This window comes from Pseudomonas sp. FP2300, from assembly GCF_030687595.1.
In the GTDB taxonomy this organism is placed as follows: Bacteria; Pseudomonadota; Gammaproteobacteria; order Pseudomonadales; family Pseudomonadaceae; genus Aquipseudomonas; species Aquipseudomonas bijieensis.
This window is the reverse complement of the sequence record NZ_CP117440.1, coordinates 4,173,853-4,194,152: the sequence shown is the minus strand read 5'-3', so window position 1 is coordinate 4,194,152 and position 20,300 is coordinate 4,173,853. Positions and strand designations below refer to the sequence as shown.

At 59.0% G+C, this 20,300-nt stretch carries 19 protein-coding genes; 8 read left to right on the top strand and 11 right to left on the bottom strand.

Annotated features, from left to right (window positions below; all coding sequences use genetic code 11):
- The first annotated feature begins 66 nt into the window (after window positions 1-66).
- A complete protein-coding gene (locus PSH86_RS18385) occupies window positions 67-1,320 on the top strand; it encodes an OprD family porin (protein ID WP_212801083.1) in 1,254 nt (417 codons plus the stop codon).
- 261 nt (window positions 1,321-1,581) lie between these two features.
- The gene (locus tag PSH86_RS18380) at window positions 1,582-2,823 is read left to right on the top strand and encodes an MFS transporter (RefSeq protein ID WP_305484096.1); all 1,242 of its coding nucleotides are present in this window, start codon (window positions 1,582-1,584) and stop codon (window positions 2,821-2,823) included.
- A gap of 58 nt (window positions 2,824-2,881) precedes the next feature.
- Here the strand turns inward: PSH86_RS18380 and PSH86_RS18375 are convergent, their stop codons facing one another.
- From PSH86_RS18375 to PSH86_RS18350, 6 genes are all read right to left on the bottom strand, one after another.
- Window positions 2,882-3,790 (bottom strand): fumarylacetoacetate hydrolase, encoded by a 909-nt coding sequence (locus PSH86_RS18375; protein WP_233459508.1) that lies wholly within the window; start codon window positions 3,788-3,790, stop codon window positions 2,882-2,884.
- 14 nt (window positions 3,791-3,804) lie between these two features.
- On the bottom strand, window positions 3,805-5,076 hold the full coding sequence (locus tag PSH86_RS18370; protein ID WP_163859021.1) for an MFS transporter: 1,272 nt from the start codon (window positions 5,074-5,076) through the stop codon (window positions 3,805-3,807).
- 124 nt (window positions 5,077-5,200) lie between these two features.
- Window positions 5,201-6,250 carry a type III polyketide synthase gene (locus PSH86_RS18365; protein WP_109753238.1) on the bottom strand — a complete coding sequence of 350 codons (1,050 nt, stop codon included), beginning with the start codon at window positions 6,248-6,250 and terminating at the stop codon, window positions 5,201-5,203.
- 157 nt (window positions 6,251-6,407) lie between these two features.
- Window positions 6,408-6,848, bottom strand: a complete 441-nt coding sequence (locus PSH86_RS18360; RefSeq protein ID WP_014337947.1) for a Zn-ribbon domain-containing OB-fold protein — start codon at window positions 6,846-6,848, stop codon at window positions 6,408-6,410.
- A 10-nt stretch (window positions 6,849-6,858) separates the two neighbouring features.
- A complete protein-coding gene (locus PSH86_RS18355) occupies window positions 6,859-8,055 on the bottom strand; it encodes a thiolase family protein (RefSeq protein WP_109753236.1) in 1,197 nt (398 codons plus the stop codon).
- 30 nt (window positions 8,056-8,085) lie between these two features.
- Window positions 8,086-9,168, bottom strand: coding sequence for a hydroxymethylglutaryl-CoA synthase (locus PSH86_RS18350; protein ID WP_109753235.1), 1,083 nt, complete (start codon window positions 9,166-9,168; stop codon window positions 8,086-8,088).
- Window positions 9,169-9,584: 416 nt separating this feature from the next.
- Here PSH86_RS18350 and PSH86_RS18345 point away from each other — a divergent pair, with 416 nt between their 5' ends.
- A complete protein-coding gene (locus PSH86_RS18345; RefSeq protein ID WP_109753234.1) occupies window positions 9,585-10,211 on the top strand; it encodes a TetR/AcrR family transcriptional regulator in 627 nt (208 codons plus the stop codon).
- Between the two features lie 19 nt (window positions 10,212-10,230).
- Here the strand turns inward: PSH86_RS18345 and PSH86_RS18340 are convergent, their stop codons facing one another.
- The gene (locus PSH86_RS18340; RefSeq protein WP_109753233.1) at window positions 10,231-11,112 is read right to left on the bottom strand and encodes a DAPG hydrolase family protein; all 882 of its coding nucleotides are present in this window, start codon (window positions 11,110-11,112) and stop codon (window positions 10,231-10,233) included.
- Window positions 11,113-11,258: 146 nt separating this feature from the next.
- Between PSH86_RS18340 and PSH86_RS18335 the strand changes: the two genes are divergently transcribed.
- Window positions 11,259-11,936 (top strand): TetR/AcrR family transcriptional regulator, encoded by a 678-nt coding sequence (locus PSH86_RS18335; RefSeq protein ID WP_109753232.1) that lies wholly within the window; start codon window positions 11,259-11,261, stop codon window positions 11,934-11,936.
- Window positions 11,937-11,960: 24 nt separating this feature from the next.
- Here the strand turns inward: PSH86_RS18335 and PSH86_RS18330 are convergent, their stop codons facing one another.
- The 4 genes from PSH86_RS18330 to PSH86_RS18315 form a co-directional block, all read right to left on the bottom strand.
- On the bottom strand, window positions 11,961-12,431 hold the full coding sequence (locus PSH86_RS18330; RefSeq protein ID WP_109753231.1) for a DoxX family protein: 471 nt from the start codon (window positions 12,429-12,431) through the stop codon (window positions 11,961-11,963).
- Window positions 12,432-12,532: 101 nt separating this feature from the next.
- Window positions 12,533-12,751 (bottom strand): 4-oxalocrotonate tautomerase family protein, encoded by a 219-nt coding sequence (locus tag PSH86_RS18325; protein WP_003200762.1) that lies wholly within the window; start codon window positions 12,749-12,751, stop codon window positions 12,533-12,535.
- A gap of 139 nt (window positions 12,752-12,890) precedes the next feature.
- Window positions 12,891-14,675 (bottom strand): IlvD/Edd family dehydratase, encoded by a 1,785-nt coding sequence (locus tag PSH86_RS18320; protein WP_163858145.1) that lies wholly within the window; start codon window positions 14,673-14,675, stop codon window positions 12,891-12,893.
- 41 nt (window positions 14,676-14,716) lie between these two features.
- The gene (locus PSH86_RS18315; protein ID WP_163858147.1) at window positions 14,717-15,898 is read right to left on the bottom strand and encodes a fumarylacetoacetate hydrolase family protein; all 1,182 of its coding nucleotides are present in this window, start codon (window positions 15,896-15,898) and stop codon (window positions 14,717-14,719) included.
- 114 nt (window positions 15,899-16,012) lie between these two features.
- On the opposite strand from PSH86_RS18315, the gene PSH86_RS18310 reads away from it, so the two are divergent.
- From PSH86_RS18310 to PSH86_RS18295, 4 genes are all read left to right on the top strand, one after another.
- Complete coding sequence (locus PSH86_RS18310) at window positions 16,013-16,963, top strand: LysR family transcriptional regulator (protein WP_109753228.1); 951 nt, start codon at window positions 16,013-16,015, stop codon at window positions 16,961-16,963.
- Window positions 16,964-17,237: 274 nt separating this feature from the next.
- Window positions 17,238-18,620: an MFS transporter gene (locus PSH86_RS18305; RefSeq protein ID WP_163858149.1), complete on the top strand. Its 1,383-nt coding sequence runs from the start codon at window positions 17,238-17,240 to the stop codon at window positions 18,618-18,620.
- The gene (locus PSH86_RS18300) at window positions 18,617-19,357 is read left to right on the top strand and encodes an SDR family oxidoreductase (protein WP_116832714.1); all 741 of its coding nucleotides are present in this window, start codon (window positions 18,617-18,619) and stop codon (window positions 19,355-19,357) included. Before PSH86_RS18305 ends, PSH86_RS18300 begins: the two co-directional genes overlap by 4 nt.
- Window positions 19,358-19,382: 25 nt before the next feature.
- Entirely contained in the window at window positions 19,383-20,231 is an 849-nt protein-coding gene (locus PSH86_RS18295; protein WP_305484072.1) for an ureidoglycolate lyase, read from the top strand.
- The last annotated feature ends 69 nt before the right edge of the window (window positions 20,232-20,300 follow it).

Here is a 20,300-nt window from a genome sequence, read left to right as displayed (position 1 = left end):
CTGACACACCCCCGCAAGCGGGGGGGCGCCGGCCTGCACGCCAAATAACAACAACGAGTAACTCGAATGACCACTTTGCTTACCCGCGGGGCTTTGTTTCCAATCCTTGGGCTGTTGCCCCTGGCCACGGCCAGCGCCGAAGGCTTTATCGACGACAGCAAGCTCAAGCTGCAATTGCGCAACGTCTACTTCAACGAAAATTTCCGCGACGAGCATGGGATGAGTGCACGGGCGGCGAGGACCGCCAAGAGTGAGCGCACCGAATGGGCGCAAGGCTTCCTGCTGGATTACCAGTCGGGCTTTACGCCGGGCACCATTGGCTTTGGGGTCGATGCCCTGGGCCTGCTCGGGGTCAAGCTGGACTCCGGGCGTGGCCGCAGCGGTACCGGCCTGCTACCGGTGCATGACGACGGCCGCGCCGCCGACGAGTTTGCCAGCGCGGGCATGACCGCCAAGGCCAGGCTTGCCAAGACCACGCTCAAATACGGCACCTTGCTGCCCAAGACCCCGGTGCTGGTCTACAACGATGCGCGACTGTTGCCCCAGACTTACCAGGGCACCCAGATCACCAGCAGTGACATCGACAACCTCACTGTCACCGGCGGGCATCTGGAGCGTTTCAAGCTGCGGGATTCGAGCGACAGCATGCCTATCGTGCCCGACGGCTATGGTGGCGATAAGTCCGGTGACTTCAGCTATGCCGGCGCCGACTACAAGCTGGGCAAGAACATCCGCCTGAGTTACTTCTATGGCGAGCTGGAGAATTTCTATCGACAGAACTTTGTTGGCATCCAGCATGATCTGCCCCTGGGCGCCGGGGTGTTGACCAGCGACCTGCGCTACTTCAACAGCGTCGATTCGGGGTCGGCCTACGGCGGCAAGATCGACAACGACATGCTCAGCGGATCGCTGTCCTACGCCGTTGTCGGCCACACGTTGAGTGCTGGCTACCAGACCCTCAGTGGCGAGGCAGGTCTGCCTTATATCAGCGGTGCCACGGTGTACTCCTTCAGCAACGTCGGGATCGGCAAGTTCATCGAGGAAGACGAGAAGACCTGGATGCTCGGTTACGGCTATGACTTCGCTCGCCTCGGTGTGCCCGGCCTGACGTTTTCCACCCGCTACCTGAGCGGTAATGACGGCAAGTCCAACACCACGGTCAAAGAGTGGGAGCGTGACGCAGAGATTGCCTACGTGGTGCAGCAGGGTACGTTCAAGGGGCTGGGGGTGAAGTTGCGCAACTACGTCTATCGCTCGGATTATTCACGAGGTCGTGACAGCAACCGGATCTACTTCACCTACGATATCGCGCTTTGGTAGGTGATGTAGTTTACCTAAGAAAAACGATGGACCTGTGGCGAGGGAGCTTGCTCCCGCTCGGCTGCGAAGCAGCCGTGAACCGGTGGGTGCGGTATGTCTGTTTACGCGTTCGGCAGGTTTGGGGCCGCTTCGCGACCCAGCGGGAGCAATCCCTGGCCACGGTTTCCTCAGTGGCCTCGGGTTCGTCACGGTGGTTCGGTTCGATTCTTTGCGACATCATGGCGTCAATCAACTTTGGGCAAAACCCTCATCGAGGCCGCTGTGGATCGAAACCTGGACCGACGCAACAACCTTTCCCTGGATGGCCTGAACTTCTTCCTCGCGGATGTGCGTGATGGGTTGGGTCCGTACCTGGCGATCTACCTCCTGTCGGTGCATCGCTGGGACCCGGCCAGCATTGGCGTGGTGATGACCGTGGCGGCGATGGCCGGCCTCGTTGCCCAGGCGCCCGCCGGAGCGCTGATCGACCGGGTGCGCAGCAAGCGCGCCGTGGTGGCCGTGGCGGCCTTGTTGGTGACGCTGGGTTGCCTGGTGCTACCGTTCACTTCTTCCTTCGGCCTGGTGGCGTTGACCCAGGCGCTCGGCGCCGTGGCGGCGTCGGTCTTCGCGCCGGCAATTGCGGCGATTTCCCTGGGCATCACTGGCGCCAGGGCCTTTACGCGGCGTACTGGGCGCAACGAAACATTCAACCACGCGGGCAATGCCTGCGCGGCGCTGCTGGCGGGTGGGTTCGCCTGGTTGTTCGGTCCTATCGCGGTGTTCTACCTGATGGCCGCGATGGCACTGGCCAGCATCGTAGCGGTCAGTTGCGTGTCCGCCGAGGCCATCGACCATGATGTGGCCCGGGGCCTGGAAGTCGGTCAGTCAGTACAGGGGCCGGCACCCTCGGCGCTGCGCGTGTTGCTGGACAACCGCACGCTGCTGTTGTTCGCCATTTGCTGCGGGCTGTTCCATCTGGCGAATGCGGCGATGCTCCCGCTGGTCAGCCAGAAGCTCGCCCAGGCCAATGCACACCTGGCCACGCCGCTGACGTCGGCCTGTATCGTCGCCGCGCAGCTGGTCATGGTGCCCATGGCGTGGCTGGTCGGCGTCAAGGCCGATGCCTGGGGACGCAAGCCGTTGTTGCTGGCCGGCTTCCTGATCCTGCCCATCCGAGGTGTGTTGTACGTGCTCTCGGATGATCCTTATTGGTTGGTGGCGGTGCAGTTGCTCGATGGTATCGGTGCCGGTTTGTTTGGCGCATTGTTTCCCCTGGTGGTGAAGGACCTGACCCAGGGCACCGGACGTTTCAACGTCAGTCTCGGAGTGCTCTCGACGGTGTTCGGGTTCGGCGCGGCGTTGAGTAACAGCTTGGCCGGTTTTGTGGTGCAAGGGGCCGGCTATAGCGCCGCGTTCCTGACCCTGGCGGCGATTGCCGCGCTGGCCTTCGGCCTGTTGCTGGTGATGCCCGAGACCTTCATGCCCAGCCGCGTTTCACAGCCCGGTGCCCCGGCACACCTTTGATGGGGGAAGGGACGTTGCTCGATGGTGAGCTGACCCAATCGATGCTCATAGAGGTTGATCAGAACTTCTTAGGCACGGGCAGGGGCAGGTCAAAACAGCCGTGGTCAGGTGTACGTCGCGCAGGCAATGGAACCAGCGAAACCAGCTCCTCTTCGACGATTTGATTGTTCATGGCCAACTCCAGCTCGGGGCAGTCGATGCTGAGCCAGTCACCGTGTTGGAGCGGCACATTCGCAGTGCGATGGCTCAAGCTGTGAAACACGTAGTGAACCAGTCCGGGCTCGAGAAACTGCTCGTGTTTCTCCAGGAACTCTTGGGAGTATCGACGCAAACTTTGCCAACGATGCAAGCTCATCCGATGGTGACTTGCCGTCAAGGGTTGGCCATCGCGTTCTATCTGGACGTTGATGGCCAGATCAGCCTGCAATTCCCCCACGATCAAGGCCGGGGCAATCGCACAGGTACGCAAGTGGGCATGGGTTGAAGAAATGGCGTCACGGCTGTGCAATACATGATCGTGAATATCGTTGCCCAAGGTAAAACCAATGAAGCGCAGCGCGCCAAACTGGTCGACCCAGTAAAGACAGACAATGCACGGCTCGCTACTGATGCTTTGTGAATGATAAGGAACCTGCAAGGGGTCGCCGTCGGTCTTGAGCAGTCGACCGTTGCCTTTGTAGTACCAGGCCTGTTCTGTCTTGGCGGTACAGAGGGTGATTTCGCTGATCTGGACCAATAGATTGTTATCGGGCTTTAGCGGCGGTCGGTATTTCACCGCCGCTGGCGTAAGCGGGTAGGGCGTGGACGGCAGGCCATTTAGATAGGACTCCCAGTCCATATTTCGCTCAGCACAATGGGCCAGGGCTTCATAAAGATTTCCCTGGGGAGGACGCACTTCCCGACTTTGACCGGATTTGAAGTCAAAGACACCAAGGCCTCCTTGCGGCACTGGAGAGTCCAGCAACATCACATAATGGGTCATTACTTATCCTCCAGGGTCAAGCGTGCGGATAGGGGGGCATAGTCCTTGAGCCCGTTGAAGAGCGGGTTGGCCTCTTTGAGCCACAAGGACAGCAAACCGCCGGTCAAACTTCCGGCCAGTGCCAGGAACAGGATTGCGGTGAGGCCCCACGTCATGGCGATGTAGCCGGCGACGACAGGCGCGACGCCTCCGCCCAGAATCTCTCCGCAGCCCACCACTAGCCCTGTCGCGGTGGCCAATAAACTGGGCGGTACTGATTCGCTGGTCAGCGGGCCGACCGTTATGCAGATCAGGCTGAAGTTGATGAAGGACAAGAAAAATAATTGAAGAAACAGGAGCCAGGGCAGTGGAGGGCTGATGATCAATAAGCCCACTAACAGTGCGCTGATCATGAAGCAGATGGAAACCACGGGCTTGCGACCCAATTGGTCGGACAAGCCGGGAATGACCAGTTGGCCAAAGAAACCACCCAGGCCAATGGCGGAAATGATCATGGCCATGGAGAAATTGCTCAGGTGCAGAATGTCTGTCAGGTAGCTGGGGAGCAGGGCACACAGCACGAACTGGCACGTCAGGATGCAAAGCATCAAGGCAATATTGAGCCGCACATTGCCGCTGGACAGGGCCGTCCTCCACTGGCTTCTGGAGGTGTGTGCAATCGATGCCGTGCTGGGCGCCCGGGTTGGTTGGTAAGTTTTATAGAGATACCAGGCCACTAACAGGCCGGGTAACGAAATGATGGCGAACACGGCACGCCAGGATCCGAACACTTCAAGCAAGACGCCGGCCAGCAGCGGTCCGAGGCACAGGCCGATGATGGGGAACAATGCTTGTTGAATACCCAGATTGAGTCCGCGCCGACAGGGCTGCGAGACTTCATCGGTAACTATGATACTGACTGGGGTGAATGCACCTTCACAGACCCCCATCAAGGCACGCAAGAGCACCAGGCCCACCAGGCTGGTGATCAATGCGGACGCACCGGCCAGGAGGGATAACAGGGTGATCGACAGCACCAGCAACTTCTTGGTGCCCAATACCCTGATGGCGGCACCCATGAACAGGGCCGAGCCTCCCCATGCGAATGCCAGGATGGCCGACAGCATGCTCAAGTCCTGATAGTCCAAGGCCAAGTCACGCATGATCACCGGGAACAGCGGCATGATGATGAACCTGTCCAGCCCTACCAGCCCGAAGCTCAGCGACAAAAGCGTGATCATGCGTCTTTCATAGCCGCCCCAAGGTCGAGCGACCAGATACTTTATCTCCATGTTCTTTCCCCTTCTTTCCCTAGCGCTTTCGAAGCTCTCTTGAACGAGGTGAACGCCTGCGATCAATACGCCTGTAGCCAGGGGCAGGTGCCCCTGGCTGGGTGCTGGTGCGTTATCCGGTCTGTCAGGCGACCCACTTGCCCACGGCCATTTCAGCGGTGAAACCCGGGCCGAAGGCCGCCAACATGCCAGTCGCGCCATCGACAGGCCCGCTGTCGAACTGGCGCTTGAGCACATCGAAGACCACCACGCTGGCGATGTTCCCGGCTTCGCTCAAACTGTCGCGGGATTGCGCGACCCTGCCGGGTTCCAAGTCCAGTTGCAGGACCAGTTCATCAAGAATTTTCCGTCCGCCGGTATGGAAGATGAAAAAATCATTTTGAGCGCAATGTTGATTGAAGGTCTCGTAGTTCAATTCCTCCATCATGGGCGCGACATCTTTAATGGAGTTCATGACCGCCTTGTCCAGGGTAAAGTGAAAGCCACTGTCTTTGACGTCGTATTTAATGTAGTGCTCGCTGTCAGGCAGGAAGTAAGACCCCGTCTTGGCGATCTTGAAACCAGGCGCCTGGTCGTCGGCTCGCATTACGCAGGCCGATACGGCATCGCCGAATAATGCCGCTGAGATGAACGCGTGCAACTTGGTGTCCTGGGGTTGATAGCAGAGCGACGAGAACTCCAGGGAGACGATGAGCACATGGTTGTCCGGCGCGAGACTGGCGAAGTCATTGGCTCGATTGATCGCCGCAGCGCCTGCCACGCATCCCAATTGAGCGATAGGCAGTTGTACGGTCGACGTTCGCAGGCCCAGGTCGTTGATCAAGTGGGCCGTCAGCGAAGGCATCATGAAACCCGTGCACGATGTCACAGCGACCATTCGAATGTCGTCTGTGGTCAGCCCGGCATTCTCGATGGCTTGGCGCGCCGCGATGGATGACATGCGGCGGGCCTCGCGCTCATAAACGATGCTGCGATGGGTGAAGCCGGTATGCACTGCCAGTTCATCGATGGGCAGGACCAAGTGTCGCTCGTTCACCTGTGTGTTTTGAATCATGCGTTTGGCAAGAGCCATTCTCGGGTGATCATCATGCAACTGCTCTAGATGCTCGATCATTTGTTGCTGGGTGATCTTGTATTGCGGGAACAGCAGACTGGGTTTGCAAAGAGTAGACATGACAAGTCCTCGGCTAAAAGCCAATAAATTTAGAAACATGTTTAAGGCAATGACAGCAAAGCTGGACTCTGAAAAACAGAATCAAAGCAACGGGCTTGGAGGCCAAAAACTTGACTGTTTTTATCGATAACGCGGGGTATGGCGGCGTCTAAGTTTGTTATTTCACCAATACAAACTTATAGGCATATTGCCAGGCCAAGTTACTTTCCCGGACATGTTTTCGAATGACCATGCGCACGGGCGCACCGCTGACGACTTGTCGCGGATCGATGACGTCAACTATTTCCGAGGCAATCACCAGACCATCATCCAGGCGCACCATCGCCATGAAGCGGGGCACGGTTTCGCCGTAGCCCATGGCCGCAAGAATGGGGTTCTCGGCGTGGGCGCTGACCTGGATAGTGCCGGTGCGCGCGCAGCGATACGGTTCTACGTTCAACGAGTTGCACGCGCCGCAAACTGTGCGCCGAGGGAAGAAGATTTCTTCGCAATCCTGGCACCGGCTGCCTTCGAGGCGGTATTTACCGCCGTGTTCGCGCCATTCGCGCAACATGCTGGCGGTGGTCATGCGGTGAATTTGTTCAGGGTAAAGGGACATGGTCGGCTCCTTAATCGTTGGAAAGCACAATGACGCTGTTGTGCGCGGCGTAACCGCCCAGGTTTTGCGAGACACCAATACGGGCGCCTTTGACTTGGTTGTTGGACTCGCCGCGAAGCTGCCGGAACAATTCAGTAATGTGCAAAATCCCATCGCAACCGGAAGCGTGGCCGCGTCCGATGTTGCCGCCGTCAGTGTTCAGGGGAAGTTGCCCATCAAGGGCTATGCCGCCTTCCAATACAAAGTCGCCTGCCTGGCCTGGACCACATACGCCCATGGACTCCATTTGAATCAACCCGGCGCCCAGCAAGTCGTAGACTTGCGCCACATCGATATCCTTTGCGGTGATACCGGCTTTTTTGTAGGCGATTTCGGCGCAGGCCAGCGAGTTGGCGGAAACCGCCATGCCGACATCTTTTGGCAGCCCCGGAAATTGCAGCGTCGGGTTGTGATAGCGCGTGCCGAAATAGTGCGATACACCGGTGTAGGCACAGCCACGGACAAATACCGGTTGGGTCGTGTAACGGTGCACAAGGTGTTCGGCAACCAGGATGGCGCATCCGCTGGCTTCACCCCAGGCCAGCATGGAGCCGCATGCTTCGCTATTTTTGAGTGTTTCGAGGGACGGTATCGGCACGCCATAACGGGTAGCCGTGGGAGTGTTATGGGCATAAATGCGCATCTGCCGCCCAAAAGTAGCCAATACATCCGCTTCGCGTCCTGCATAGCCGTACTTTTCAAAATATTCGGCGGTCGCCAGGGCGAAGGCGTCTGTGTGAGAGATGCCTAGAAAATAATCGTATTCACATTCAGTGCTGGAGCCGATGTACTCGGCGTAGTTGAAGTGGTCGGTCATTTTTTCAAAACCGCCACACAGAACGATGTCGTATTCACCTGAGGCGACCATTTGGTGAGCCATCTGGAAAGACACCGAACTGCTGGTGCAGTTGGCCGTACTCATGAACGTGGGGGCAGGGCTGATCCCCAAGGCATCGGAGATGGTGGGGCCCAGGCCTCCGTATTCAGAAATGCCTTCACCGTGGTACCCGTAGGCAACTGCCTGGAGTTCGCGAGGGTGCATCTTGATGGCGTTGAGTGCCTGGTAGGCGGACTCGACGATCATCTCCTTGAAAGTCTGGCGAACTCTGGAACTGCCAGGTTTAGGGGTATAGGCAGCCGAAACGATAGCAACGCGTCGTGCGCACATAAAAAGGTGCTCCTTGCTGGATGATTGGAATCAGAGATAGGCCGTCAGGGCATAGTCGGGCCGCAAGTATTTGAACTCGTACTTGATCGACGTCCCGTAATCCACGTAGTACTTATCCTCCAGCAGCGTGCGCAGCGGAACGTTGGTTTTTTGATAGGCTTCGATGGCATCGGTGACGGTCAGGGCAATGGCATCGCTGCCTGCACCAAATCCATAGGAAACCAACAGGATTCTTTCGCCAGGACGCGCTTGATCGAGTACGTTGACCAAGCCCAACAAAGGACTCGCGGCTCCAGCATCGCCGACACTCTGGGCATAGATGCCAGGTTCGATTTGGGCCTTGGTGAATCCCAGGTGCTTGCCGAGAGAGTAGGGGGTCGATACCAGGTTTTGTTGGAAGACGACGTAATCGAAATCATCGGCTTGCGCATGGATCTTGGCCATCAATCCCGAGGCGGCGCGGCGAGTCTGGTCCTCGAGGCCGATACTGTTCTTGTCCGAGCCCAATCCCATTCCCGAGCGGATGTAGCGGTCCCCTTGAGGCCTGATGTTGTCAGCGACATCCGCCGCGCAAGAAAAACTTGCGTCAAAATGCGCGATCACATTTTCTGTCCCCAACAGCAAGGCCGCGGCTCCGGCTCCGGCATAGGACTCCGTCAAGTCACCGGGGGCGGTGTTGCGGTTGATCGTATCGGCGCCCACCGCCAAAGCGTTGCCCACCATGCCCGACGCTACCAAGGCGTACGCGATCTGGAGGGCGCTGGTGCCTGATTTGCCGGCAAACTGCACGTCTGCGCAAAAGGCGTCATAGCCGCAGCCGAGCATTTCCAGGATGATTGCGGCCGAGGCCCGGGAGTCGTAAGGATTGGTGCAGGTGCCAAGATAAAGCGCTTCAAGGGAACAAGGTGGTGCCTTGTCCAGCGCGCGTTGGGCGGCGAGGACACCCAAGGTTATGACATCCTCGTCGGGTTGCAGGACGGCCCTTTCAATAACGCCCAATTGGTCCTTTACCAAGCTCAGATCGGTGTTTTTCCACACCTGGATCACGTCGTCCACCTTGAGCCGGCAGACCGGGATACCCGAGCCATAGCTCACTATTCCTACCTTATTCATGTGTACATCCTCCAGATTCCGTTCTTTCACCTGTTGGCCGGGGCCGTGACAAGCGCATGAAATATTTAGAAACTATCTATTGGTACCCGCAAAGCGATACTGGCGGTCATATGCCCGTAAATCGGCAGGTTCACCAGGCAGAACCTACCGGTCAGCATGTGAACAATGGGTTTATTCTCGTCCAATTATTATGTATGATACGAAACGTGCCGTATCGTTAAGGTCGCGTTAAAAATTTATGAATTTCCTTCTCCGATTTCCTTACATAGAGGCAATAAGCACTCCAGAGGCCCGCTGCTAAGCAGAAGCTGAGATCAAATAAACATACAAAACGAAACGATCCGTTTCATTGCTTTTCGAGAGAATCCTATACCCTGAGTCTCTTTTGTCAAGCGCCATATTGGAGATTTTGAATTATGGCCCGTAAACCATCTCGGAGCTCCATTGGCTCATTGAGGAGCCCTCACACGCACAAAGCGATCATTATTTCCGCCATAGAAACCCTTAAGGAGTGCGGTTATTCGGGGTTGAGCATCGAGGCGGTGGCTCGCCGTGCCGGCGCAAGTAAACCGACCATCTATCGGTGGTGGGGTAACAAGGCAGCCTTGATCGCCGAGGTCTACGAGAGTGAAAGCGAGCAGATTCGCAAAGAACCTGATAAAGGCTCCTTCAAGGAGAACCTCAATTTCTTGCTGCTCAATCTATGGAAGGTCTGGCGAGAAACGATTTGCGGGGAGGCTTTTCGGTGCGTCATCGCTGAGGCCCAGCTCGATCCCAGTACGCTGCCAAAACTGAAAGACGAATTCATGGAGCGGCGTAGGGAGTTGCCTCGCAAGCTGGTGGAAAATGCCATTCAGCAAGGCGAGTTACCCAAGGATACGTCGCGTGAACTGCTTTTGGACATGATCTTTGGGTTCTGCTGGTACCGGCTGTTGACTGAGCAGTTGGAGGTGGAAGCGGATATCAATGAGTTCACGACACTTCTGCTGAACGGGGTATTGCGCCCGACTTCGGCAGCGGTTCAGGGCGCCGCCGAAGCCTGATTATCGGGTGGGGTTGTCCTTACTTTGCGCCACTGAATTGCGCATGAAGGCTCGGCAGGATGCTGGCCAGGTGGTTGAACTCACACATGTCATGCACTGCAAATTCATAAGCCAGGGTTTCCAACTCCACTTCCCCCAGGCCGCTTTCTTCCAGGAGCTGGGCGGCTCGCTCGGCGCCTGGAAAACGCTGCATGGCAGGGTGGTTGCCGACCCAGTAACGGCTCGTCAGATACAAACCTTCCGGGCATTCCTTGAACAAGTGCGCCATCAACGACACAGGCACTTGTGGTTCGTGGGCCAGGCTCATCAAGGCGCTGACGCTGCCGTCTATCTTGGATTCGCGATACAGATCCGGACAGAAGCCCAGCTCGCAGGGATCCCTGAAATGAATGTGCAGGTGCATGAGACGGTCGCCGACGTACTCAGAGGCGCAAAAGGTATTCCCATACAAGCTTTCCTCAAAGCTCAAGGTAGTGTCGCTGAGACGCTCGTGATGCACGCAGGGGTTTTCCACATGGGCATAAGGAAACCACAAGGTGTAGCGTTCAGCCTCCAATGGATGCCACATGAACCACCACTTGAGCATCTCAGCTGTGCAGTTGGGAAAAAACTTGCGGCTTTGCACATAAGCCATCGGTCCTGGCAGCAAGGCGTAGCCTGCCTCTTCGCTAATGAAATCAGCAGCGAGCATGCGGTTGAGGTCTTCAATACTGGGCGTCAAGGTGTCAGCCAGCGGCATGGGGCCTTGCTGTATTTTTTCGACAGCACTGAGCGGCACGCTGATCTTCGAGCGGAAAAATTCGGCGTAGGGTTTGCCTTGAATGGCCTGTTGATTGGCCAGGAACTGCTTCTGCATTGGCAATGAGAAGTAGGTGAAAGGTGTCATTACGCGCGCTTCCATGACGATATTTCCTTGATAGTGCGTGAGAGCCGCGGCATCGGCTGCGAAGTCCTCACGCGGTGTTGTAAAGGGACAATGACGGGACCAAAATAGGTAGGCTGAAATAAAAAGTCAAATTTGAATTAGAACTATAAAGAGATGAGCTCATGGACAATGCCATTGGCAAGCCTTCCCTGCCTCGTGCTTCGCGGCTCGATGGGCAGGCAACGCGGCTGCAGATTCTGGAAAAGGCCGGTGAACTGTTTGCCGAGCAGGGGTTGGCCAACACCACCAGCAAGCAGATTTGTGAACGTTCGCAAGCCAACAGTGCGGCGGTGAACTATCACTTCGTGAATAAAGAGGGCCTGTATCGCGCAGTGTTGCTCGAAGCCCATGCTCGGTTGGTGCAACTGGAAACGCTGGTTTCGCTTAACGAGCGGCCAGGTTCACCGCAGGACAAGTTGCGTGCGCTCATTACCGTGCTGGTCGAGCGCCTGCACAATCATCCCGATGGCTGGGCGCTGAAAGTGCTCACGCGCGAAGTGCTTTCGCCTTCTCCCGAGTTTGAGGTGGTGCTCAAGGAGCAATCGTTTCCCAAGGCACACATCCTGCGTGGCTTGCTTGGACAAATCATGAACTTGCCGGCGGATCACCCGACAACGTTGCGCAGCGCCATCAGCGTCTTCGCACCCTGTCTTTTCTTGCTTATAGCCCATCAGCCGCTAAAGCAGCATGTACTGCAGGGGTTGAGTCTCGAGCCGCAGGGCTTGATAGACCACATGATGAGCTATGCCCTAGGTGGCCTCCAGGCAGTGGCGGCGACTGCGCACGATGCTGCAAGCTGACACCGGGGCCGCCATCATCGGCGTCTACCGCTGGCGCGAGTCCAATGAATAGGCTCCGCCGCCGCGCGCGACGATGTAGAGGGCGAGAAAGCCCATCAGTACCGGAAACTCAATGCCTCGGTCTATCCAAGGCCATGTCGGTCCCAGCGCATAGCTGATTGCAAGCATTTGAATGGCGATCAGCAGGGCGACGAGTCGCGTACCCAACCCCATCGCCAGCATGATTGCACCGACCGTCTCCAGAAGCATGACCAGAAAGGCAAGCTGTGCAGCGAAAGGCAGCCCCATCACGTTCTGGATAAGGTTGATCGAGGCGGCCATTGGATCTGCCATCGAGCCGTGAGAGCTGCGCAGAGCCTTTGGTAAACCGTGGGTCAACAGGACCACGGCGAAGATAATCCGCAGCAAGGCGTACAAATAGGGTTCGAAGCTGGCGACCCGTGCAGTCACGGTGGCCTGCGCGTGGCGCAGCGACGATAAGTCTTGAGTTGTCATGGGGAATCCCTGGCAGGGTGGCTTGAAGCGCCGGCGCATGAGTTCGATACGACCCCCGGCGCGAGGCGAGGGTCGATACCTCTGCGAATACTCCGAAGGCGCTATTGTCCTTTGGCGGGCAGGCCCATTTTCGCTAGCGTCAGCGTTTCATCGGCGCGTCCCCATCCGCCGTCTGCGACCTCTTCGACAAGGACCATGGTGAAGGGGCGGACCCCTTCGCCGAAGTACTCGACGAACATCTCGGTGGTGCGATGGATGATTTCTTCTTTGCGGGCGTGGTCCAGGATTCCTTCGGGGAATTTGTAGTTGGCGAATGGCATGGATCGACTCCGTGGGTGTAGGAAAGATGCGGTAGGGACAACGCCCCCTGGCGCGCATCTTTCCCCTTTAGGTCCATGGAATAAATCCCTCTGGATTGTCATCAGCATTCAACATGCGTGAACAATCGGCAGCCTTGGCTCAGTGCGAATGACGCGGCTCGCCGCTACGGGCGATCACGCGCAGATGCAACGTGGCCGGCTCCAGGCAGCCCCCCGTGGACAGTTGCCCCACCAGTTGCCGGTACAACTCCTGCCAGGGCGTTTGCGAAGGTGGGATGTTCGGCGTCCACTCGAGTCGGCGTCGGGCCATCTCGGCATCGTCGATCAGCAGGTTCACGGTGCGGGTGTTCAGGTCCACCTTCAGCCGGTCATTGGTTTTCAGCAACGCCAGGCCGCCACCCACGGCCGCTTCAGGGGACATATTGAGGATCGATGGGCTTGCCGATGTGCCGCTCTGGCGGCCGTCGCCCAGGCAAGGCAGGGAGTCGATGCCTTGTTTGATCAGCGATGCCGGAGGGGCCATGTTCACCACTTCGGCGCTGCCGGGGTAACCCACGGTGCCAACGCCGCGGATTACCAGGATGCAGCGCTCGTCGATGTCCAGCGCCGGGTCGTCGATCCGGGCGTGATAATCCTCCGGTCCTTCGAACACGATGGCCCTGGCTTCGAAACTGTTTTCTGCGCCGGGCTCGGACAGGTAGGTCTTGCGAAACGCCTCGCCCACCACCGACATCTTCATGATCGCGCTGTCGAAGAAATTGCCGCTGAGCACAATGAACCCGGCTCGGTGTTTGAGCGGGGTGTCGAAGGGGTAGATTACATCGGCGTTGCTGGTCAGGCTGCTGCGCACGATTTCGCCGATGGTCTTGCCGCTGACCGTGGCGCAGTCTTCATGCAGGCGTCCGGCTTTTCGCAATTCATGCATCACCGCGGGCACGCCGCCGGCCCGATGGAAACCTTCACCCAGGTACTTGCCCGCCGGCATGCAATTGACCAGCAGCGGCACGTCCTCGCCGATCCGTTGCCAGTCATCCAGGCTCAGCTCGACGCCCATGTGCCGGGCGATGGCAATCAGGTGCGGCGGGCAGTTGCTCGAAGCGCCCAGGGCCGAGGCGACGGCGATGGCGTTCTCGAAAGCCTGGCGGGTCATGATCTGTGACGGGCGGACGTCTTGCAGCACCAGTTCGCAGATGCGCTTGCCGGTGGCATAGGCCATCTGCCCGCGTTCGCGATAGGGCGCCGGAATGCTCGCGCAACCAGGCAGCGACATGCCCAGGGCTTCGGCCAGGGCGTTCATCGACAGGGCGGTGCCCATGGTGTTGCAGTGGCCCACCGATGGCGATGCCGCAGTGGTCATTTCCATGAAGCCTTCGTAGTCGATCTCGCCGGCGGCCATCAGGTTGCGCGCATGCCAGAGCACAGTGCCGGAGCCGATCAGCTCGCCCTTGTGGTGGCCGTCGAGCATCGGTCCGCCGGACAGGACAATCGCCGGCAGGTCGGTGGTCGCCGCCGCCATCAGGCAGGCCGGGGTGGTCTTGTCGCAACCGGTGGTGAGCACCACGCCGTCCAATGGATAGCCATGAAGGATCTCCACCAGCCCCAGGTAGGCCAGGTTACGGTCCAGTGCCGCCGTGGGTCGGCGCGATTGTTCGGCGATCGGGTGCACCGGGAACTCCATGGGAATGCCACCGGCGTCACGGATACCGGCCTTGACCCGTTGGGCCAGTTCCAGGTGATGACGGTTGCAAGGGGTCAGGTCGCTGCCGGTCTGGGCGATGCCGATGATCGGGCGTCCCGATTGCAGCTCCTCGCGGGTCATCCCGTAGTTCATGTAGCGTTCGACATACAGGGCTGTCATATCTGCGTGGGCAGGGTCATTGAACCATTGCTCGCTGCGCAGGCGGCGTTTTGGCGTGTCAGTCATGATTCATTTCTCTCTTGTAATTAGGCGAATCGGCAAACGGTTCAGCGGGCGAGCAGTCCTCGGGCGGCCAGGTTGCGCAGCAAGGCGCCGACGCCAAAGGTCCAGGGTGTGGCGTCGCAGCTGTGGGTCACTTGATTATGCAGGCTGCCGAGCAACGGGCTGCTGATACTGACCCGGTCACCCAGTTTGTGGGTGAAACCGCTGCCGGCATGATCACGGTCTGCGGTGGGGGCGAACAGAGTACCCAGGAACAACAGGAAGCCATCCGGATATTGGTGATTGCCGTTGAGTGTCTGGCCTGCCAGGTCCTGTGGGTCACGGCTGATCTGGCTCATGGAGCTCGAGCCGCGCAGGCGGTAACCGTCCTCGCCTTGAACCTCCAGATCGACCACGCAGGCCCGCACATCATCGAGGCTGAAGCCCTCGTCAAACAGGCGAATGAACGGACCGATGGCGCAGGATGCATTGTTGTCCTTGGCCTTGCTCAGCAACAGCGCACTGCGACCTTCGAAATCCCGCAGATTGACGTCGTTACCCAGGCTGGCGCCGTGGATCTGGCCGCGGCTGTTCACCGCCAGCACCACCTCCGGTTCCGGATTGTTCCATTGCGAGCCGGGATGAATGCCGATGCGGCTGCCGCTGCCGACGGCGGAGAGGACTGGGGCCTTGGTGAAGATTTCCGCATCCGGGCCGATGCCGACTTCCAGGTACTGCGACCACATGCCCTGTTCGATGAGCCAGGCTTTCAGGCGCATGGCCTGCTCGGAGCCCGGCACGATCGAGCGCAAGTTGTCGCCGATCACGCTGTGCACGGTGGCGCGCACGGCTTCGGCTTTTGCCGCGTCACCGCCGGCCTGTTCCTCGATCACTCGCTCGATCATGCTGGCGGCGAAGGTCACGCCGGCGGCCTTGATCACTTGCAGATCCAGAGGGGGCAAAAGCGACGGTTTGGATGGGTCGGTATCGAGGCCGGTGTTGGCCAGCAGCGCCTCGACACTGGCGATGAAGGTGCCGGGTGTCTGCCGCACGGCGGCCAAGGGCGATTCTGTTTCCAGCAAATCACTCAATGTCGCAAAACGATCCGACAGATCGAACACACCGTCGCTGCGCAACGCAATTGGCGAAGGCCCGGCGATCCGGCCAGGCACCCAGGCGCGGCCAATCAAGGTGCCGGCCACGCCATCGGCGGGCAGGGTGTTCTCGGGAGTAAGCATCAGCGACATGGGCAGTCTTCCTGGTTCGTAAAGCTTTCAAGCTAGGGCGCGCTGTTGATGAACTCCAATGAGATATATTCAGTATCTGATAACGTCCGGTTATTGCATCGTCGAGGATTGCCCATGTCCGACCTGTCTTTCTCCAGCTTCTGCGGCTGGCTCAAATTCCGCCATCTGCTGCTGATCGATACCTTGGGGCGCACCTGCAACATGCATTTGGCGGCCGAGCAGATGAACCTCAGCCAGCCGGCCGTGAGCAAGATGCTCAAGGAAATCGAAAGCCTGCTCGGCTTCGCTCTGTTCGAACGTCGCCCCCGAAGCATGCCGCCCACCGCGTTGGGTGAACATGTGCTGCGTTACGCGCAGATCGCCTTGAACGACGCACGTTCGTTCGTCGAACAAATCAGCAGCCTGCGCGAAGGCGGCCATGGTTACCTGAAGGTCGGCGGTATCTTTGCCGCGACGGCGGTGGCCTTGCCCGAGGCGATCTTGCAGATCAAGCAACGCTGGCCCTTGCTGTCTATCGAGGTGGTGGAGCAGACCAGCAACCATCTGATGAAGATGCTTGAGGAGAAAAAGCTCGATCTGGCGGTGGCCCGGTTTACCGAGCAAAGCCAGCAACAGCGCTACGATTTCCAGCCCTTGGCTCCGGAGCCGTTCTGCATCGTGGTCAATGACCGTCATCCGCTGGCGAACGCCGGGCCGACGTCCCTGCAGCAACTGGTGGACCTGCCGTGGATCCTCTACCCGGTCGGCACGCCGATCCGCGCTCGCATGGAACTGGCCTTTGCCGAGGCCGGGGTTGCGATGCCGCGCAACACCATCGATACCATTTCCATGCAGACCTTCCTCCAGGTGCTGCAACGCGGGCCCATGATCGGCATGCTGCCCAACGCCATGGTCGATCCGCTGCTCGAAAGCGGCCAGCTCAAGACCCTCGACACCCCCTTGCACCTGGTACCACAGGACTACGGCATCCTCACGCGAAAGGATGAGCCGCTGGTAGGCGCGGCACTGGAGTTCGCCGAGATCCTCAAGGATAACGCCCGCTTGGCCGCCATGCAGCCTGCTTAAGGACAAGATGAGTCTGTGGGAGCAAGGCTTGCCCGCGATGCAGGCGCCTCGTTTCCCCTCAGACCGCGTCGTCTTCATCGCGGGCAAGCCTTGCTCCCACAGATGACTCGCTACAGGTTCCATGAACTTGAGGGTTAGTTGATAACGCCTCGTTATCGACTAATCCAAAAATGCCATTGGGAAAGAATCGATTCCCGACAGTAGAGTCCTCGTTCAATCGCCGGATGATTCGCTCATTCGACGTGACCCAATAAAAACAATCAGGGGTTACCTCATGCAAACCATCTCCGAGCAGTTGCCCGCCCAGGCGCAAGCTGGCGAGCTCGATTTTGAAGACCGGACCTACCGCAAGGTCATCTGGCGGATCCTGCCCGTGTTGCTGTTGTGCTACATGGCGGCGTACCTCGATCGGGTGAACATCGGGTTCGCCAAGCTCGACATGCTCAACGAGCTGCAATTCAGCAACACCATCTATGCCTTGGGCGCCAGTATGTTCTTCTGGGGCTATTTCCTTTTCGAGGTCCCCAGCAACCTGTTGCTGCATCGCTTCGGCGCACGGTTCTGGATCGCCCGGATCATGCTCAGTTGGGCGGTGATCTCCATGGCCGTGGCCTACACCGTGCCGCTGGCGGCTTTCTTTCACATCGAATCGAGCACGATGTTCTACGTGCTGCGCTTCCTGTTGGGGATCTGCGAAGCGGGCTTTTTCCCCGGCGTGATTCTCTACCTCAACTACTGGTTTCCAACCCATCGGCAGAGCCGGGTGATGTCCGGGTTCCTGTTGGCGTTGCCAGTGAGCCTGACCCTGGGCGGCATACTCTCCGGTTGGCTGATGAATAGCATGCAAGGGGTGCATGGCCTGTCCGGCTGGCAATGGATGCTGCTCATCGAAGGCGTTCCTTCGATCATCATGGCGTTCGTGGTGATCGTCTGCCTGGCGGACAACATCGATAAAGCCAAGTGGCTGAGCGTCGCGGAAAAAGCCCTGCTCAAGGCCAATCTGCAAACCGACAACCAGGGCAAGGCTACCCGCTTGAGCGAAGTGTTCTTCAATCCTCGGGTGTGGTTGCTGGTGTTGATCCTGCTGACCTTCAACACCGGTTTTTATGGCCTGGCGTTCTGGATGCCTTCGATCATCAAGAGCACCGGCATTACCAACAGTTTGCACATCGGTTTGCTGACCGCCATCCCTTACTCGGTGGCGGTGGTGGCGATGCTGCTCAACGCCCGGCACTCCAATCGCACTGGTGAGCGGCGCCTGCACGCGGCGATTCCGGCCTTCATTGGCGGTGCCGGCCTGATCCTCAGTGCCTTCTTCGCTGACAACCTGGTGTTGTCCGTGCTCTTTCTCAGCGTCTCCGCTTCCGGAATCCTCAGCCTGATGCCGATTTTCTGGACTCTGCCGGGGACCGTGCTGTCGGGCGTCGCCGCCGCAGCCGGGATTGGCATGATCAACGCCATCGGCAACCTGTCGGGCTTCACCGGTTCGATGATCACTGCAGTGGCGGAAACCCTGACGGGCAATATCAACAACGGCACCTATGTACTGGCCCTGTGTCTGTTGGTCAGTGGCGGGCTGATCCTGGCCATTCCCGCCTCGATGCTCGGCAGGACACCCAAGAGCGCCGCCACGGCAGCGCAACTGGAGGCTGCATGAATCTACACAACAAGCGCGTACTGGTGACGGCCGCGGGGCAGGGCATTGGCCTGGCCAGCGCCGTGGCCTTCGCCCGGGCCGGTGCCGAGGTGTTCGCCACTGACATCGATATCCGTGCCCTGACGGGGATCGAAGGGATCACCGCCATGCCCCTGGACGTCACGTCGCCCGCGGCCATCAGCGCCGCCTGCGAACGCATCGGCGGGCTCGATGTGCTGTTCAACTGCGCAGGCTTTGTGCACAGCGGCAATATCCTGGAGTGCGATGAAGTGGCCTGGGCGCGTTCGATGGACCTCAATGTCACGGCCATGTACCGCATGATCCGTGCGTTCCTGCCGGGCATGCTGGCCCGTGGTGGCGGCTCGATCATCAACATGTCGTCGGTGGCTTCCAGCATCAAAGGCGTGCCCAATCGCTTCGCCTATGCGACCAGCAAGGCGGCGGTGGTGGGCCTGACCAAATCCATCGCCATCGACTTCGTCAGCCAGGGCATCCGTTGCAACGCGATATGCCCGGGCACCGTGGATTCGCCTTCGCTGCGCCAGCGCATCGCCGACCAGGCCGCGCGGCAGGGTGTCGATGAAGCAGAGGTCTACCGGCAATTCCTCGACCGTCAGCCCATGGGGCGCATCGGCAGTACTGAAGAGATCGCGCAGTTGGCGGTGTACCTGGGCAGCGATGCGTCTGCCTACACTACAGGGGCGGTACACGTGATCGATGGCGGCATGAGCCTCTGAATTTTCAATTGAGCAGGAGCACTTCATGAAACTGTTGCGTTACGGCGAAAAAGGTTCGGAAAAACCTGGGTTGTTGGATGATGACAATCTAATCCGCGACCTCTCGGGCCACGTGCCGGACATCGCCGGTCAGGTCCTCGGCCCGGACAGCCTGGCAGCGCTCGCCGCCCTCGACCCGCGCAGCCTGCCGCTCGTTACCGGCCAGCCACGGATCGGTGCTTGCGTCGGTCAGGTCGGCAAATTTATCTGCATCGGCCTGAACTATGCCGACCATGCGGCCGAGTCGAATATGGAGGTGCCGAAAGAACCGATCATCTTCAACAAGTGGACCAGTGCTATCTGCGGGCCGAACGACGACATCCAGATCCCCCGCGGCTCGCTCAAGACCGACTGGGAAGTCGAGCTGGGCGTGGTCATCGGTAAAGGCGGGCGCTACATCGACGAAGTGAACGCCATGGAGCATGTCGCCGGCTACTGCGTCATCAACGATGTGTCCGAACGCGAGTGGCAGCTGGAGCGCGGTGGCACCTGGGACAAGGGCAAGGGCTTCGACACCTTCGGCCCCCTTGGGCCCTGGCTGGTGACCCGGGACGAAATCTTCGACCCACATACGCTGGATCTGTGGCTGGAGGTTGACGGACACCGCTACCAGAACGGCAATACCCGAACGCTGATCTTCAGCGTGCCGCAATTGATTGCCTACCTGAGCCGCTGCATGAGCCTGCAACCGGGGGATGTGATCTCCACCGGCACACCGCCTGGCGTCGGCTTGGGTATCAAGCCCAGCCCAGTGTTCCTGCGTCCGGGCCAGACCATTCGCCTGGGGATCGACGGCTTGGGCGAACAGCGCCAAGTCACGGTGCAGGCGGACTGATCGCTGGGCTCGCTGCCATCTTCGTGAGCCTGCTCGCTCCCACAGGGGCCTGTGGGGCAGATGAATTCT

Bases quoted from the DNA above. Each gene is read 5' to 3' on its own strand.
- PSH86_RS18345 (WP_109753234.1), top strand. From the start codon at position 9,585: ATGGCCCGTAAACCATCTCGGAGCTCCATTGGCTCATTGAGGAGCCCT.
- PSH86_RS18355 (WP_109753236.1), bottom strand. From the start codon at position 8,055: ATGTGCGCACGACGCGTTGCTATCGTTTCGGCTGCCTATACCCCTAAA.
- PSH86_RS18320 (WP_163858145.1), bottom strand. From the start codon at position 14,675: ATGACTGACACGCCAAAACGCCGCCTGCGCAGCGAGCAATGGTTCAAT.
- PSH86_RS18370 (WP_163859021.1), bottom strand. From the start codon at position 5,076: ATGGAGATAAAGTATCTGGTCGCTCGACCTTGGGGCGGCTATGAAAGA.
- PSH86_RS18385 (WP_212801083.1), top strand. From the start codon at position 67: ATGACCACTTTGCTTACCCGCGGGGCTTTGTTTCCAATCCTTGGGCTG.
- PSH86_RS18375 (WP_233459508.1), bottom strand. From the start codon at position 3,790: ATGTTGCTGGACTCTCCAGTGCCGCAAGGAGGCCTTGGTGTCTTTGAC.
- PSH86_RS18310 (WP_109753228.1), top strand. From the start codon at position 16,013: ATGTCCGACCTGTCTTTCTCCAGCTTCTGCGGCTGGCTCAAATTCCGC.
- PSH86_RS18360 (WP_014337947.1), bottom strand. From the start codon at position 6,848: ATGTCCCTTTACCCTGAACAAATTCACCGCATGACCACCGCCAGCATG.
- PSH86_RS18350 (WP_109753235.1), bottom strand. From the start codon at position 9,168: ATGAATAAGGTAGGAATAGTGAGCTATGGCTCGGGTATCCCGGTCTGC.
- PSH86_RS18325 (WP_003200762.1), bottom strand. From the start codon at position 12,751: ATGCCATTCGCCAACTACAAATTCCCCGAAGGAATCCTGGACCACGCC.
- PSH86_RS18300 (WP_116832714.1), top strand. From the start codon at position 18,617: ATGAATCTACACAACAAGCGCGTACTGGTGACGGCCGCGGGGCAGGGC.
- PSH86_RS18305 (WP_163858149.1), top strand. From the start codon at position 17,238: ATGCAAACCATCTCCGAGCAGTTGCCCGCCCAGGCGCAAGCTGGCGAG.
- PSH86_RS18365 (WP_109753238.1), bottom strand. From the start codon at position 6,250: ATGTCTACTCTTTGCAAACCCAGTCTGCTGTTCCCGCAATACAAGATC.
- PSH86_RS18340 (WP_109753233.1), bottom strand. From the start codon at position 11,112: ATGGAAGCGCGCGTAATGACACCTTTCACCTACTTCTCATTGCCAATG.
- PSH86_RS18295 (WP_305484072.1), top strand. From the start codon at position 19,383: ATGAAACTGTTGCGTTACGGCGAAAAAGGTTCGGAAAAACCTGGGTTG.
- PSH86_RS18335 (WP_109753232.1), top strand. From the start codon at position 11,259: ATGGACAATGCCATTGGCAAGCCTTCCCTGCCTCGTGCTTCGCGGCTC.
- PSH86_RS18315 (WP_163858147.1), bottom strand. From the start codon at position 15,898: ATGTCGCTGATGCTTACTCCCGAGAACACCCTGCCCGCCGATGGCGTG.
- PSH86_RS18330 (WP_109753231.1), bottom strand. From the start codon at position 12,431: ATGACAACTCAAGACTTATCGTCGCTGCGCCACGCGCAGGCCACCGTG.